General features: G+C 45.5%; 13 protein-coding genes. 6 read left to right on the plus strand and 7 right to left on the minus strand.

Annotated elements, in window-relative coordinates; all coding sequences use genetic code 11:
- Positions 1–27: 27 nt before the first annotated feature.
- Genes rlmD through cysM form a run of 3 tightly spaced genes read right to left on the minus strand, consistent with a single transcriptional unit; the run spans position 28 to position 3,178 of the window.
- Entirely contained in the window at positions 28–1,416 is a 1,389-nt protein-coding gene (rlmD, locus tag VXQ11_RS12360; protein ID WP_064095208.1) for a 23S rRNA (uracil(1939)-C(5))-methyltransferase RlmD, read from the minus strand.
- Between the two features lie 6 nt (positions 1,417–1,422).
- Positions 1,423–2,241 (minus strand): 3'-5' exonuclease, encoded by an 819-nt coding sequence (locus VXQ11_RS12365; protein ID WP_144725082.1) that lies wholly within the window; start codon positions 2,239–2,241, stop codon positions 1,423–1,425.
- A 16-nt stretch (positions 2,242–2,257) separates the two neighbouring features.
- Entirely contained in the window at positions 2,258–3,178 is a 921-nt protein-coding gene (gene cysM, locus VXQ11_RS12370) for a cysteine synthase CysM (protein WP_064101887.1), read from the minus strand.
- A gap of 359 nt (positions 3,179–3,537) precedes the next feature.
- Between cysM and VXQ11_RS12375 the strand changes: the two genes are divergently transcribed.
- From VXQ11_RS12375 to rsfS, 5 genes are all read left to right on the plus strand, one after another.
- Positions 3,538–6,345, plus strand: coding sequence for an ATP-binding protein (locus tag VXQ11_RS12375; RefSeq protein WP_416706152.1), 2,808 nt, complete (start codon positions 3,538–3,540; stop codon positions 6,343–6,345).
- Positions 6,346–6,451: 106 nt separating this feature from the next.
- Positions 6,452–7,240, plus strand: coding sequence for a crotonase/enoyl-CoA hydratase family protein (locus VXQ11_RS12380; RefSeq protein WP_416706153.1), 789 nt, complete (start codon positions 6,452–6,454; stop codon positions 7,238–7,240).
- 36 nt (positions 7,241–7,276) lie between these two features.
- A complete protein-coding gene (locus tag VXQ11_RS12385) occupies positions 7,277–8,146 on the plus strand; it encodes an NAD(P)-dependent oxidoreductase (protein ID WP_416706154.1) in 870 nt (289 codons plus the stop codon).
- A 39-nt stretch (positions 8,147–8,185) separates the two neighbouring features.
- Positions 8,186–8,974 (plus strand): hydroxypyruvate isomerase family protein, encoded by a 789-nt coding sequence (locus VXQ11_RS12390; protein WP_064095214.1) that lies wholly within the window; start codon positions 8,186–8,188, stop codon positions 8,972–8,974.
- 81 nt (positions 8,975–9,055) lie between these two features.
- Positions 9,056–9,463, plus strand: coding sequence for a ribosome silencing factor (rsfS, locus tag VXQ11_RS12395; protein ID WP_064095215.1), 408 nt, complete (start codon positions 9,056–9,058; stop codon positions 9,461–9,463).
- 260 nt (positions 9,464–9,723) lie between these two features.
- On the opposite strand, the gene VXQ11_RS12400 is transcribed toward rsfS, so the two are convergent.
- Genes VXQ11_RS12400 through VXQ11_RS12410 form a run of 3 tightly spaced genes read right to left on the minus strand, consistent with a single transcriptional unit; the run spans position 9,724 to position 12,635 of the window.
- Entirely contained in the window at positions 9,724–11,169 is a 1,446-nt protein-coding gene (locus VXQ11_RS12400; RefSeq protein WP_416706155.1) for an NAD(P)(+) transhydrogenase (Re/Si-specific) subunit beta, read from the minus strand.
- A gap of 3 nt (positions 11,170–11,172) precedes the next feature.
- A complete protein-coding gene (locus VXQ11_RS12405; protein WP_004281642.1) occupies positions 11,173–11,496 on the minus strand; it encodes a proton-translocating transhydrogenase family protein in 324 nt (107 codons plus the stop codon).
- Between the two features lie 11 nt (positions 11,497–11,507).
- Positions 11,508–12,635 carry a Re/Si-specific NAD(P)(+) transhydrogenase subunit alpha gene (locus VXQ11_RS12410; protein WP_416681896.1) on the minus strand — a complete coding sequence of 376 codons (1,128 nt, stop codon included), beginning with the start codon at positions 12,633–12,635 and terminating at the stop codon, positions 11,508–11,510.
- Between the two features lie 984 nt (positions 12,636–13,619).
- Here VXQ11_RS12410 and VXQ11_RS12415 point away from each other — a divergent pair.
- A complete protein-coding gene (locus tag VXQ11_RS12415) occupies positions 13,620–14,807 on the plus strand; it encodes an MFS transporter (protein WP_064095219.1) in 1,188 nt (395 codons plus the stop codon).
- A gap of 15 nt (positions 14,808–14,822) precedes the next feature.
- Here the strand turns inward: VXQ11_RS12415 and VXQ11_RS12420 are convergent, their stop codons facing one another.
- Entirely contained in the window at positions 14,823–15,467 is a 645-nt protein-coding gene (locus VXQ11_RS12420) for a hypothetical protein (protein ID WP_416706204.1), read from the minus strand.
- Positions 15,468–15,499: the final 32 nt, after the last annotated feature.

Raw genomic sequence — 15,499 nt, forward strand, 5'->3', positions numbered from 1 at the left:
TCTCCTACTTTTAAAAACATCATTTCTTTAATCGTTTATTTGATTTTCTTTTTCGAACAATGCGATTGATTCCACATGTCCAGTATGTGTAAACATATCCATCACTCCCGCCCGGGTGAGACGATAGCCCTGTTGTGCCAATAGTCCTGCATCTCTGGCGAGTGTCGCAGGATTACATGACACATAAACGATTCTTTTTGCTCCAAACTTAGGAATATAGTGCATTACTTCTTCTGCGCCGGCACGTGGCGGGTCGATTAATAATGCATCAAAACCTTGATTTGCCCAAGCATGGTGCGAGAAATCTTTGGTTAAATCTTGTGAATAGAACGATATTTGTGCAATACCATTGTTTTTGGCATTTTCCGCACCACGTCGAACCATTTCCTCACTTCCCTCTACTGCAATCACTTGACCCGATGCACCAACACAGCGCGCAAGCGGCAACGAAAAGTTTCCTAATCCACAGAACAGATCTAAAACCCGCTCTCCCTGTTGCAGTTGTAGCAAATCACATGCCAATCGCACCATTTGCGGATTGATACTTGAGTTCACCTGAGTAAAGTCCAGTGGATTAAAACCGAATTTTACATCAAAGTCATCAAGACCATAGTGTAAGCGTGCAGCGTCCTCTGGCTGATCTATACGCAACAGCCCATCTTTAGCGGCAGGCTGAACATACAGTTGCCAACCTTTCTGTAACGTAAATTCTCGCAATTGGTTGACATCTTCTGCAGATAATTTTGCAGTTTCGCGCACCAGCAGTGCGATCTCTTGATCTCCCATCGCCAATTCTATATGACCGATGTCCGCCTTACCGTTAAGACCTTGCAGTAATTGTTTAAGACGCGTAACCGAACCAAACTCTCGATCCAGAATCATGCAGCGATCAATTGGGATCAGTTTGTTGGACTGGTTCTCACGAAAGCCCACCACTAGCTGTTTTTTGGAAGGCAGATAACGCACACCGATTCGGGCCTTGCGACGATAATCTTCACGTTGTGAACGTAAGGGGAGCAGCCATTGCTTAGGCTGGATTCCAGCAAAATGCTGTAAATGTGACTTTAAGACATTCTGTTTCAACTCAATCTGGGCATCTGGCGCGATATGCTGCATATTGCAACCGCCACAAGACCCAAAATGCGGGCAGATGGGTTCCACGCGAATTTCAGAAGCATCGCCCAGCAATTCAAGGCTGTCAGCTTCTTCAAGTTTTTTGACTTCACGGGTAATGCGGGCACGCACGGTTTCACCTGGCAAGGCATAGCGTATAAAGACTTTCTTGCCATGTTTTTCCAGCGGATGATCCGGATGCGAACCATAGTGAGCAATGCCACGTCCTTCATGTGAAAGTGCTTCAACCTGAAAAATGTACTCGGGTTGCTGGGTAGGACGTGCTTGTGCTCGATATTTCATGAAAACCTAGGGTGTGGAGATGGGAAAATCAAATTGGGTAAATTCAGTGCGTTGTGAAGTTTCACGCCAGACTGATAAAAACTCTGCATGTTGCGGCTGGGTGTGCAAATACTGGATGGTACTTTGGACCAGATGCTGATAATCAGGCAGCAACAGCTGTCCCTTTAGTAACAGCCAGCGGATATACACCAGCCAGGTATTCAGAACGTCCCCTTCACAATAAGAGGTCAGTTCGGTCCATTGCTGATTGCGGACATATTCGGGTATACGGTAAACGCCGTCACCGCGTTTGCCTGGATAACCCAGCAAATGTGCCACATCATCCAGCTTCTGGAAATGACGGGCATGAAACATGGCCATCACATCCATCAAATCAACATGACGATGATGGTAACGATTCTGGTAGTTATTATAACGCTTTTGCGTATCAATTTCGCCCTGATCGAACAGACTCGGTGCAGAGAGCCCATGATACATGGCACGGTATAAAATTACTGGTAAATCAAACTGTGAGCCATTCCAACTCACTAGAGTCGGATGGCGCTTGTCAAAAATTGACAAGAATTTTTTCAAAATTTCTGCTTCAGAATGCTGTTCCCGGCTAAACGAAAACAGCTTCATGCCCTGCTCATCGATCCATAAACCGGAAATACAGACAATTTCATGCAGCGGCAAACGCTGAAAATCCGAACCTGAATCCTGACGGCGTAATTTGGTCAGCGCCTGATCCAGATCTGCCTCAGGCAAGTCCAGACCAAACAGATGCGCCCCTGATTTGAGATCGGTTTGGGTTTCAATATCGAAAGTTAAAACAGGCAAGCGCATATATAGGTCTCAGAAATTATTCAGTATCTTCTACAGAGAATAACCCTGTAGACAAGTAACGGTCACCGCGGTCACACACAATGCATACAATCACTGCATCCGGGTGTTGTTCAGCAATTCTGAGAGATGCCCATACTGCCCCTCCAGAAGATACGCCTGCACTGATTCCTTCCAGACGTGCCAGTTGACGTGCAGTTTTCTCTGCTTCAATCTGCGGAATATCCATGATCTCATCAACACGGCTGGCATCAAAAATCGTAGGTAGATACTCTTTCGGCCAACGGCGGATACCCGGAATATTTGAACCTTCTGAAGGTTGTAAACCGACAATTTGCACATTCGGGTTTTGTTCTTTGAGGTATTTAGAAATACCCATAATGGTACCTGTCGTGCCCATCGAACTCACAAAGTGCGTAATCTTGCCACCGGTTTGCTCCCAAATTTCAGGACCCGTAGTCAAATAGTGCGCTTCCAGATTATCCGGGTTACCAAACTGGTTCAACACCAGACCGATGCCGTCTTTTCCCATTTGCTGTGCCAAATCACGGGCATGTTCCATACTTTCAGATTCAATCAGCTCTGCACCATAGGCACGCATGGCATCTTTACGTTCCTGGCTTGAGCTTGCAGGCATAATGAGCTTCATTTTATAGCCACGCATTGCAGCCACCATGGCCAATGCAATCCCTGTATTCCCACTCGTTGCCTCAATCAGGGTATCACCCGGTTTGATCTGACCGCGTTTTTCCGCCTGCATGATCATATTATAGGCCGGGCGGTCTTTCACCGAACCTGCCGGATTATTGCCTTCGAGTTTCGCGAGTACTGTAGCTTGAGTGTGACTTGCCAGACGCTGCAAACGCACCAGTGGCGTTTTGCCTACATAATGGTCCAACAAAAATTCATCTGCTTGAAAATCAGGGGTGGTATTACTCATTATTTGCACCTATATCGAGGTGCGGCTATTGTATGAAAAAATGCTTTTCCCTGCACTCATTTAGCAGGGCTTTTTCAGAAAACTCGCCAAAACTCGTCAAGTATCAAGTCATCCACGACATTTCCCTGTGATCTGCTCAGATGAAGTGGTCAGCTTATATGATAAAAGTACTATTCCGCCCTGCACTATTCACCCTGAAAGTTCCGGGTTCTTGCCCTAGGCCTGCTTGAGCAAAACTGACTCAAATCTTTTATATTTTTAGCCTCTAATCCGAACATTTATAAAAATAGTGCTTAAATTTTAACTGTGGATTTAAAGCATGTTAATATGCCAGGCATAAAGAAAATACTGCTTAAATCATGTCAACTATCAACAAAAAGCTGTTTAAACGCTTACACTTAAATCATGCCTATGGACAGCTGATTGCGCTGATTTTTGTGCCGATTACCATTTTGGCCTGTGTTGGCGCCATGCTGGTGTTGACTGAAACTTCAAATGCTGCACGTGCGCAGCAGAAGCAGATGGCCATCGCGATTCTGACCCGCTTCCAAGGGACTGCAGAATATGCACTGGATATCTTGAATCTGTATCCATGGCAATATGACCAGGCTCACAATGCCATGCAGAACATGCTGAATGAAAAGCATCTGTTACGGGCAGCGGTTCTGGACGAAAATGGCAAAAAACGTTTAGGGATCGGCTTTCAGGAAAAGGCTGCCTGGCCCGATTTTGAGAAAAGCGGCAATTTTGTCGGTCCGATCCTGTATCAGAACAATCATGTCTATGCCCTTAAAATAAATGAAAACACTTTTTCTCCCGGCTGGCTGGCGATTGAACTGGATAATCAGCCTCTGGAAATTGCCCGTTATCGGGTAATGATTGTCTTGATTGCAACCGGATTACTGACCTTATTATTATTGCTTCTCTGTCTGAATTTTTATTCACGGCGCTGGATTGCGCCAATGTATGAAATTCGCATGCAGTTGCAACGCCTGAATGCCGATACCCTCGGCCAGCATATGGTGATTAATAGCACCGGAGAGTTGCGTTTATTGCAACGTGATATTGCCAATGTGGTGAAACGTCTGCATTTTAGCTTTCTGGAATTGCGTGAACATACCGAGCAGACCGAAGATGATTTGCGCCGCACCCTTGATACTTTAGAAGTCCAGAATATTACCTATCGTCAGGCACGTGACCAGGCGATCTCGGCCAACCAGGCCAAGTCTGTGTTTCTGGCCAATATCTCCCATGAACTGCGTACTCCACTGAACAGTATTGATGGTTTTATTCATCTGTTATTACGTCAGGGCAATCTCAGCAACGAGCAAAGCCTGTATTTGCAGACCATCCGTAAATCTTCTGCGCATTTACTGGCACTAATTAATGATGTCCTGGATTTTTCCAAAATTGACGCCGGCAAACTGGAACTGGAAACGGCACCTTTTGACCTGGAAGAAGCGATCTTTGATGTGATGGACATGTTGTCGCCTCTGGCAGCACAAAAACATATTGATATGGCTTTTTATTATGCTGACGGCGTGCCAAAACACATCATTGGTGATGCGCTGCGGTTTAAGCAGATTCTGACCAACCTGATTTCCAATGCGATCAAATTCACCCCGGATGGAGAAATCATTGTCCGGGCTCGCATGGAACATGATGGCAAGGATCAGTGTTTGCTGCATTTCAGTGTGCAGGACAGCGGTATTGGCCTGAGTGGTACAGACCGTAAAAAACTGTTTGAATCCTTCTCTCAGGGCGATACCTCGGTGACCCGCCAGTTTGGCGGTACCGGTCTCGGGCTGGCAATTTCCAAACAGCTGGTGAACCTGATGCATGGCCAGATCGGGTTTGAAGACAATCAGGAACGTGCCCCGACTGAAAAAGGCTCGACGTTCTGGTTTACTGCCCAGTTCCTGGTTGATGAAAATAACGTGATTGAGCATCCAAATTTCAGCGAATTGACTGTCATTTCTTATCTTGCACATCCGGCAACTGCGAACGTGCTACGGCAGTATCTCGAGAATTATCAGGTCAAACACATTGAATGCGCATCAATTCTGGATCTGTTCAGCCGTCTGAACCATTTGCAGGATAGCGAAAATACTTGGCTGATTGTCGATCATAGTGGTGACAGTGAAGTTCTGTTACGTGAAATCCGTTCACGTTATCAGGGACATCTGGCGGTATATGGTTATCAGATGCAGCTGGATCCGAGCATGCTTAATAACTATCGTGCCCGTGCCCTGCATCAGCCTCTCAGCCGCAGCGCGCTGATTCAGCTGCTCGGTAATCAGCCGATCTTTGATCAGGAACAGCATGAAGAATTTAATGGCCAAGGTCTGCATATTCTGGCCGTGGATGATCATTTGCCCAACCTGATTGTTCTGGAAGCCTTGCTGGGCGAACTGAATGTCACTACGACCAAAGCGCTTAGCGGACAGGAAGCGATTGATATTATCCAGCGCCGTTATGAGCAGAAACAGCCAGCTTTTGATCTGGTCTTTATGGATATCCAGATGCCGGTGATGTCGGGAATTGATACCACCCGTGCCATTCGCTCGCTGGAATCGACCTTTGAAAATCATAACCGCCTGCCGATTATTGCTTTGACGGCGCATGCGCTTTCTGATGAAAAACATAAACTGCTGCAAAATGGCATGGATGACTATGTTACCAAGCCGATCCAGATCGAGCAGATTATCCAAATTTTGACACACTGGACCACCGAGCATTTTAAACGCATTCCGGTACTGGAACGTGCCAATGTGATTGATGCCTTGGATCCGAATATTCTGGACTGGCAGCAAAGCCTGCAACTGGCAGCCAATAAGGAAGACCTGGCGGTAGACCTGTTACGCATGCTGGTGGACAGCTTTGCGGATGAACTTGATGAAATGCAGCAACTGATTGAATTGGAAGATTTTCCGCAACTTGAACATGTGCTGCATCGTCTTTATGGCGCGACCCGCTATGTCGGAGCACCGACTTTGCAGAAGGTTACGGGTGGTTTTGAGCAGTTCGTTTCGACCCTGCGCAAAGAACGCCGTAAGGCCGATGAAAGTTTTGTGCAAGATGTACTGAAATATTTTGATGAACTTAAAGCTGTGGTTGAGCAGGTCGAACAGGCTGCCCAACAAATTTTAAGACAACATTTAAATTAAATATCTGAAGCTGCTCAGCTCATGATTTGAGAAGTGTGACTGAGCTGTCATGCAAGCCCAAAGGCTGCATGCTATGCTCAAGCCAGGAAAAATAAGGAAGAATGCCATGTCACTTGTACGCTTGGAAAAAAATAACGGCATTGCCACGGTTACATTGAATCGCCCAGATAAACGCAATGCCATGAGCTTTGCCCTGCTGCGCGAACTGGTCGCGACTGCACAGAAAATCAAAAAAGATAAAAGTATCCGTTGTGTGATTTTAAACGGTGAAGCCCAGGTCTTTAGTGCCGGTATTGATCTGGCCGATTTAAATAATCCTAAAAATCGTGCTTATGCCGCATGGGAACTGATCCGCCCCGGTCAAAGCCTGTTTCAAAAAGCATTTCTGGTCTGGCAGGAATTGCCAGTTCCGGTGATCGCTTCGATGGAGGGCTTCTGTTTTGGTGCCGGCATGCAGCTTGCTCTGGCCGCAGACATACGTATTGCTCATCCTGACACCAAAATGTCGATTATGGAAACCCGTTGGGGACTGGTGCCAGACATGGGACTCAGCCGTTCACTGAAAGGCCTGATTGGGATTGATCTGGCAAAAGAGCTCACTTTGACTGCCCGGATTTTTGAGGGCAAATATGCCAAAGAAATCGGTCTGATCACCCATGTCGATCAACAGCCATTGGCGAGAGCACAGGCTTTGGCTGAGGAAATGCTGCAGCGTTCTCCAGATGCGCTGATGGCCTCTAAATTTGTACTGGATGCCATGCAGCATCGTCCGAATAAATCCCTGCGTATGGAAAAAATCTGGCAGTTGAAATTATTACTGGGTAAAAACAGTCAATTGGCCCGTAAAAAAGACAAGAACCCAGAGGTTCAATTTGTGCCACGCCAATACAAATAAGTCGAGTCTGAGTCAAAGCAAGGAATAAAGGAAAGTATGCAGTTGAATCTTGATACTAAAATTGCCTTCTTAGGGATGGGATTAATGGGCACTCGCATGGCTATGCGTCTGCTTCAGGCAGGTTTTCAGGTGGCGGTCTGGAACCGTACACCTGCGGCCTGTAATCCCTTGCTGGATCAGGGTGCGACTGCGCTGTCTCTAGACCAGATTTCCAATTATCCGGTGATTCTTACCTGCCTGGCAGATGATCAGGCGATGCAATCTGTCTTTGAGCAAATTGAGCCATATTTGGTCGCTGATCAAGTCATTGTAGATTTCTCCAGCCTTTCGGTACAGCAAACTCAAGCACTTGCCGCAGAAGCACAGGCCAAAAAAGTAACCTGGATTGATTCTCCAGTGTCAGGGGGTACCGCCGGGGCCGAACAAGGCAGTCTGGTGATTTTTGCTGGTGGTGATGCCGCTACAATTAGATCACTTGACCCGATTTATAAAGCACTTTCCCAGCGTGTCACCCGTATGAGGGATACGGGCACCGGTCAGGCAACCAAAATCTGTAATCAGCTGATTGTCGCGGCCAATAGTACCCTGATTGCAGAAGCCGTAGCCTTGGCTGGCCTTGCCGGGGTAGATACACGCTTACTGGCGCCAGCGTTGGCAGGTGGTTTTGCCGACTCCAAGCCTTTCCAGATTCTGGCGCCGCGTATGGCCACGCAGACTTTTGTACCAGTGCAATGGAAAGTCCAGACCTTGTCCAAGGATCTGAATAATGCCGTACAACTGGCCCAAAGCTTTGAGCTGGATGTTCCGGTCGCAACTCAGGCACTTTCACAGTTACAGGCCCATCAGGCTCAAGGCTTTGCCGAAGCAGATCTGGCCACTGTAATCCAGCAACTAAAACATTCATAACGCTTGATTTATGCAGCCTCGAATATTGAAGAGAAAGACATGATTAAACTTGCCGTCAACCTGTCGATGATTTTTACTGAAGTACCACTCATCGAACGCTTCGCGCTGGCTCGTGCGCAGGGTTTTAATCATGTGGAAATCCAGTTTCCTTATGAACTCAGTATTGGTCAGATTCAAAACCAGCTCAGCACCCATCAGCTGAACTTGTGCCTGATTAATGTACCGGCAGGTGATTTAATGCAGGGTGGTCATGGCCTGGCTGGCATTCCGGGAAGGGAAATCGAGTTTCGTCATGCGGTTGAGCAGGCCATCCAGTATGCTACCGCACTGAATGTACCCCGGGTGAACATTCTGGCAGGAAAACAGCCTGTGGATTGTGACCTGTTGCCCTGCCTAAGTACGCTAGCAAGTAATCTGAAAATGGCTTGCTCAATGCTGCTTGACCATCAAATTGAACCGGTCTTTGAAATGATCAATGGCATCGATATGCCACGCTTCTTGATTCAAAATGTTGCTCAGGCCCAGGAAATGCTCGAAGCAGTTCAACATCCGGCCTTAAAAATGCAGTATGACTGCTACCACATGGCGATGATGGGCGAAGATGTATTGGAAACTTTGCAAGAAAATATTGCGTCGATTGGCCATATCCAGTTTGCGGATTGTCCGGGACGACATCAACCCAATACGGCCTCAATTCAATATCATGATATATTTCAGTGGTTAAAACACAACCATTATCAAGGGTACGTGGCTGCCGAGTATAAACCCAGCGGACACTCCTGTGATTCCTTTGCCTGGAAAGACGAATTCTTTGCGGAGCATGACTGAGTAGAATGTGGTCTGATTTGAAATTTTGGACTAAAACCGCTATATTAGATCATGCATAATTGTTAGGAAATTACACCCCCCATGAATTTAGAACCATCGCCCAGCGCTTCTAATTCTCACGATCTTACTATGAATTCAAATTCTCAAGCTGTACAGGATTGTTTAAAAGTCGTACATGCTGCACTTGAAGATGTAAAAGCAAAAGAAATTGTTGAGCTTGATGTTCGCGGTATCAGTAATGTAGCTGATGCTATGGTCATTGCAAGTGGTACATCGACTCGTCATATCAAATCACTGGCCAATAATGTTGCTGAAGAAGCACGTAAAGCTGGCTTTCGCCCTCTAGGTATAGAAGGCGAACGTGATGCTGAATGGATCCTGCTCGACCTCGGTTATGTGGTTGTTCACTGCATGCTTCCAACAGCACGTAAATTCTATGACCTAGAAAGCTTATGGCGCAATCCTACAGATACTGATTCTGTAGCGTAAAAACCGAATATTCAAGAAAGCGACCTGTGTAGGTCGCTTTTTTATTGCCTGTTCATCCAACTTTATAAGCATTAATACAACTCAATCAGCTATTTTTCTTTAATTTTCATCTTGTCCTATGCACCGATTTGATTGGTATTTTAGGATCAATTCATCATAAACATAGAAGTTTGATGACCACAGAATAATGCTTTTTCAAGATATAAAAAAATCCCCCTTTATTAAAGGGGGACTCAGGGGGATTCTAATGATTTAAATGATTAGTGACCGGTACCATTAATCGCTTTGGTCATGTCTTCCACAACTTTCTTGGCATCACCGAAGATCATCATGGTTTTGTCATTATAGAACAAGTCATTGTCCAGACCTGCATAACCGGTTGCCATAGAGCGCTTGATCACCATGATGGTACGCGCCTTATGTGCTTCCAGAATTGGCATGCCATAAATTGGAGAACTTGGATCATCTTTCGCAGCAGGGTTAACCACGTCGTTTGCGCCAATGACAAGAACCACATCAGTTGCCGGAAAGTCCGAGTTGATCTCGTCCATTTCCAGGATGTCTTCATAAGGAACATCTGCTTCAGCAAGAAGTACGTTCATATGACCAGGCATACGGCCTGCAACTGGATGAATCGCGAAGCGAACCGTTACGCCCTGCTCTTTCAGCAAGTTTGCCAGTTCTTTTACCGCATTCTGTGCACGACCTTGTGCCATCCCATAACCCGGTACAATGACTACGCTGTCCGCATTCGACATCAGGAAGCCCGCATCATCTGCTGAACCTGAACGGTAATTACGCTGCACCTGTTCGCCAGCTGCTGCTGTCGGTGCGGCACCACCACCCATCGCACCACCAAACAGTACGTTAATGATGGAACGGTTCATTGCTTTACACATGATGTAAGACAGAATTGCACCTGAAGAACCGACCAGTGAACCGGCAACGATCAGCATGTTATTTTCTAAAGTGAAACCAATACCGGCTGCAGCCCAACCTGAGAAGGAGTTTAACAGTGAAACCACAACTGGCATATCGCCGCCGCCTACCGGGGCAATCCACACCCAGCCAAATGCCAGTGCAAGACCTGTCATCGCCCAGAAAGAAGTCATGCTACCCGTCAGGAAGAAATGAATCCCAAAGCCCAGCATCGCAACAAAAATCAGTGCCTGAACCGGTTTTACCCACGCGCCAGAAATAGTTTTTGCCCATTTCTTTGCAGCCAGCTTGCCATAAGCAAAGACGGATGCGGTAAAGGTAATTGCACCCACGAAACAGCCCACAAACAGTTCAAACAAGTGAACCTTGCTCATTGCATGGAATGCAACGCCATTCGCTGCCAACAGGTCTGGACCTAATTCAATCAGCTTGTTGTTATGGATAATCGCCGCTACTGCAATCAGGACTGCAGCCAGACCGACCAGTGAGTGCATAAGTGCCACAGTTTCCGGCATCTGGGTCATTGGAACGGTACGTGCACGTGCAATTCCCACCACCGCACCGGCTGCCATTGCAGCAAGAATCATCCAGACCACTGGATTGTCTGCAACAAAGAATGTGGTCACTACAGCGATCGCCATCGCGATCATACCGTAACGGTTACCTGCAATCGCAGTTTTAGGACCAGACAAACCACGTAGCGTTAAGATAAAAAGAACGGCGCCAATCAGGTAGAACCAATCCGCATAATCTCGAATAAATTCCATGTATTAACCCTCTTTTTTCTTTTGCTTAGGTTTGAACATTTCCAGCATACGTGCAGTTACAGCAAAGCCACCGAAAATATTAATGCTAGCCAGGAATACTGCAATCGCACCCAGTACGCTCACCACGTTAATAGTCTGAAAATCCACGCTACCTTCAACGCCGATTACAGGCAAACCAACAGTCTGGATCATCGCACCGACAATAATGATCGATGACAAGGCATTGGTGACCGCCATCAACGGCGTATGTAGTGCTGGTGTCACTCCCCAAACCACGTAGTAACCCACGAAGATGGCCAGGACGAAAATCGTAATTGTTTCAACCATGAGTCTGCTCCTTAACCACGTTTTAACAGCACTTGGCCGCCGTGAGTGACAAGTAGGGCTTTTTGAATTTCATCTTCCTGATTCAGGACAAAGTTCTTGTCTGCATCAAAAAGTGTTTCAACAAAGTTATAGACGTTACGTGCATAGAGCGCTGATGCTTCAGTCGATACCGTCGATGGAATATTTGGAACACCCAGAATCTTCACACCATTTTCAGTAACAACGGTTTCACCGCATTTCGAACCTTCAACATTGCCACCTGATTCCACCGCCATATCCAGGATCACTGAACCCGGTTTCATCTTGGCTACAGTTTCAGCTCGGATCAAACGCGGTGCATCACGACCTGGTAAAAGCGCAGTGGTAATCACGATGTCGGCATTCGATACCGCTTTATCAACAATTGCAGCCTGATCGCGGATGTATTCTTCACCCGGCATCCAGCCATAACCATTTTTGGCAGCATCTGCAGCTTTTTGCTGTTCTTCCGGTGACATAGGTACATCCAACCATTTACCGCCCAAAGACTCGACCTGATCCTTTGCAGTTGGACGCAGGTCTGTGGCTTCAACGATGGCACCTAAACGTTTTGCAGTGGCAATCGCTTGCAAACCTGCTACACCGACTCCCATGATCACCACACGGGCCGGTTTGACGGTCCCCGCAGCAGTCATCAGCATTGGGAACATACGCTGGTATTCAGCAGCAGCCAAAAGCACTGATTTATATCCAGCCAGGTTGGCTTGCGAAGACAATACGTCCATGTTTTGCGCACGTGACAGGGTCCGTGGCAACAACTCAAGAGCAAATGCAGTCACATTCTGCGCCGCGAACTGGTCAAGCTCGGTATTGCGGTATGGGTCAAACATCGCCACCACCGTGGTATTGGCAGACAGCTTCTGAATTTCTTCACCCTTGGGTGCACGAACTTTCAAAACCATCTGGCTACCGGTATAGGCATCATCCGTAATTTTGGCACCAACTTGCTCATAGGCACTGTCGATGTAGGCAGCTTTAACACCGGCACCACGTTCGATCACCACACTATGACCAGCGCTGATCAATTTCTTTACTGTCTCAGGCGTCGCAGCGACGCGATTTTCACCGACGACAGTTTCGGCTGGAATTCCAATCTGCATGAGCGTCCCTCAAGCTAATTTTTCTTAAGTAAACATCGTGATTTACGATGTTTCCCCTCAGGATGTGTTTTTGTTGAATTTTTGGATTCTAATCAAACTGTTTGAAATTACTACCCACTATTTATTTAATAAATACCTATATTTTGAACTGATGATTCATAAAAAAATTCGCTGTGATAGCACATTTATTTCATTTGCTAGAGATTCATAGGTGATGAATTTATAAACGATATTCATTCCAGTGAGTAATCAACCCAGATTTTGCTGGATGGTAGACAGACACATTTCTGATTTATTTTGTTACATTGATCATTCTGACAATTATCGTTGCATCTTTTGGTACAAGTACAGATTTTTGATTTATCTGCTGACTACTCATAGCAGGACCTGAGCTGAACCACTTTTTTAGTTTTGACTTTTCTGACAGATTTAATATTTAAGCAGAAACAATAATTTTTTAGATATTCAAAACATATTTTATAAAATGATAGTGTTTGTTGAGAAGATCTTTAGCTGACCAAATTGGGCTATGTTCTGGAAACAGATCTTTAAACACTTATAAGATTCAAGTCTCAAACCGTCAGATAAAGGGTCAAAAAAAACCTTAAGGACCATTTATTATATTAATGTATGGATCTGACTTACTCATTGAAAAATCAGGTTTTGCACCATATTTGCGCAACAAAATAGAGTAAATATTCAACTATTTTCACCCTCATGCCCCTTTTTTACCCTTATCTGCACCGAGGTGCGTCTTAATGAAGCAGCTCTCTTATTAAAAGCTAAAAAACTCCATAACTATTCACTCATATTTTCGAGGTGAGCTTGTTCCCCTTTACTTAATCTGCCTGAACTCTGGCAATTTTTCATAATGACAATATTTCTTTACTTTTAAAGTAATAACTTCTGACCTATAGTGCCTTCAATTTCTACATTATTCTTTTTTCATTTAAATTCTTCCAGCTTAAATACAAGGTTAACCCTATGAACACGCCTCTCGATATCAGTCAAAACAAGCCCTTATTATGGCTGATGGCGATTGCATGCGGTTTATGTGCCGGCGCTAACTATTATTCCCAGCCCCTGATTTCATCGATTCAGCAGTATTATCAGGTACCTGAATCACAAGTGGCACTCACTGTGACCTTTGCTCAAATTTCTTATGCCTTGGGGTTACTGTTTATTGTGCCTTTGGGCGACATGTTAAATAAAACCAAACTGATCCCCTTTCTCATGCTGGGTGCGGCAGCAGGATTATTTATTTGTGCCAGTGCAGTGAATCTGCCAATGCTCTGGATCGGTACCATCATTGCAGGGCTGTTTTCTGTCGCGGCGCAGATTCTAATCCCCTTGGCTACGATGGCGGTCAAACCGGAAAAAACTGGAGAAGTGGTCGGCTTTCTGATGAGTGGCTTGCTGGTAGGCATTCTGCTCTCGACCAGTATTGCCGGGTTACTTTCCGACCTGTTTCACTGGAAAACGATTTATATCCTCAGTGGTATAATTATGCTTGCCTTAAGCTTTTACCTAAAAGGAAAGTTACCGAGCTTGCCACGTCTGAGAATCAGCTATGCCGCAATTTTTAAATCCATGGCAGCATTACTCAAGCAGGAGCCGCGTCTGGTTTTGCGTTCACTTACAGGTGCGTGTGCATTTGCTGCCATGAGCATGTTGTTCTCGACCATCGCCCTGCTATTGACCCAGGAACCTTTTCAGCTTTCTGATGTTATGGTCGGACTGGTCACTCTGGTGGGTGTATTTGGCGCGCTTTCTACGCAGTTTATTGGCAAATGGGCTGATCGTGGCCATATCAAAATACTCAGCTGGACCGGCTGCTTTATCCTGATTGGAAGCTGGCTCTTCCTGTATTTTGGTGCAGTGTCCTTGCTGAGTTATATCTTGGGTTATGGGCTGATAAATCTGGGACTTGCAATTACGCATAGCTGTAACCAGAACGTGATTTTTCGCCTGCGCCCAGATGCCAAATCACGGGTGAACTCACTCTACATGACTTTGTACTTTATTGGGGGAGCTTGTGGTTCGGCCTTAGGCGTATATGCCTGGCATCATGGTGGATGGAGCATGACCTGTATGGCAGGGCTCGGGCTGGCTCTATGTGCTGCCTTATTCACTCTGTTGGATCAATGGCATCATGCACGGAAGTTGGCATGATGCCATTGATCCTATTTAGCTGACTTGCGCTGCCGGATAATAGGGCTTATTCAAATCTAGTGTTTTTGAGTTTTCCAATAAAATACAGATAAAAACTGGCAATAATGCTGCCAGAATTCGGCAACTTTCCTCGAATGACTTATGGTTCAATGAACTTTGGTAGGTCATGCCGCCATGCATGAGCTGATGATGTAAAGTATATAAACGATGAAATAACAGCTTTAGAACTTCAACTGAATTTTTTTCCTGCAGGGCATTCTGTATTTGTTGCTTCTGATTCTCAAGTACTGCCTGACAGTTTTCCAGACTAATTTTTTGATTGCGATACTCCCAAAAGCTTTGATTTAGATATGAGCTATCTAATAGTGAATGAATCGGCTGGCTATATTTTTCCCAGACAATATGGCCGATTTTCTGTTCTGTATCATTTTGGCAAAGTATTTCTAAAAATTGATATAGCTTGTCTTGTCCCTGAATCAGATCGCCTTCCTCTGCATAAATAGACTGAAAGCTGATCCACAGACTGATAAATTTAAAATCCAGATCTCGATCCAGCTCCAGTGATTTTTTAAACCAGCCCACTCCACGATGAATTCTTAAATTAAAATGTGCCGAATTTTGTGCTTTATAGCTTTTGTAAATTTCCTCCAGTAACAGCATCATTGTTCTCCTTATTTATAGCGTTTTTTTAA

This window comes from Acinetobacter sp. 197 (genome assembly GCF_048148385.1).
Taxonomy (GTDB): Bacteria; Pseudomonadota; Gammaproteobacteria; order Pseudomonadales; family Moraxellaceae; genus Acinetobacter; species Acinetobacter pecorum.

Bases quoted from the DNA above. Each gene is read 5' to 3' on its own strand.
- rsfS (WP_064095215.1), top strand. From the start codon at position 9,056: ATGAATTTAGAACCATCGCCCAGCGCTTCTAATTCTCACGATCTTACT.
- VXQ11_RS12420 (WP_416706204.1), bottom strand. From the start codon at position 15,467: ATGCTGTTACTGGAGGAAATTTACAAAAGCTATAAAGCACAAAATTCG.
- VXQ11_RS12375 (WP_416706152.1), top strand. From the start codon at position 3,538: ATGTCAACTATCAACAAAAAGCTGTTTAAACGCTTACACTTAAATCAT.
- VXQ11_RS12380 (WP_416706153.1), top strand. From the start codon at position 6,452: ATGTCACTTGTACGCTTGGAAAAAAATAACGGCATTGCCACGGTTACA.
- VXQ11_RS12385 (WP_416706154.1), top strand. From the start codon at position 7,277: ATGCAGTTGAATCTTGATACTAAAATTGCCTTCTTAGGGATGGGATTA.
- VXQ11_RS12390 (WP_064095214.1), top strand. From the start codon at position 8,186: ATGATTAAACTTGCCGTCAACCTGTCGATGATTTTTACTGAAGTACCA.
- VXQ11_RS12365 (WP_144725082.1), bottom strand. From the start codon at position 2,241: ATGCGCTTGCCTGTTTTAACTTTCGATATTGAAACCCAAACCGATCTC.
- VXQ11_RS12405 (WP_004281642.1), bottom strand. From the start codon at position 11,496: ATGGTTGAAACAATTACGATTTTCGTCCTGGCCATCTTCGTGGGTTAC.
- VXQ11_RS12415 (WP_064095219.1), top strand. From the start codon at position 13,620: ATGAACACGCCTCTCGATATCAGTCAAAACAAGCCCTTATTATGGCTG.
- VXQ11_RS12400 (WP_416706155.1), bottom strand. From the start codon at position 11,169: ATGGAATTTATTCGAGATTATGCGGATTGGTTCTACCTGATTGGCGCC.
- rlmD (WP_064095208.1), bottom strand. From the start codon at position 1,416: ATGAAATATCGAGCACAAGCACGTCCTACCCAGCAACCCGAGTACATT.
- VXQ11_RS12410 (WP_416681896.1), bottom strand. From the start codon at position 12,635: ATGCAGATTGGAATTCCAGCCGAAACTGTCGTCGGTGAAAATCGCGTC.
- cysM (WP_064101887.1), bottom strand. From the start codon at position 3,178: ATGAGTAATACCACCCCTGATTTTCAAGCAGATGAATTTTTGTTGGAC.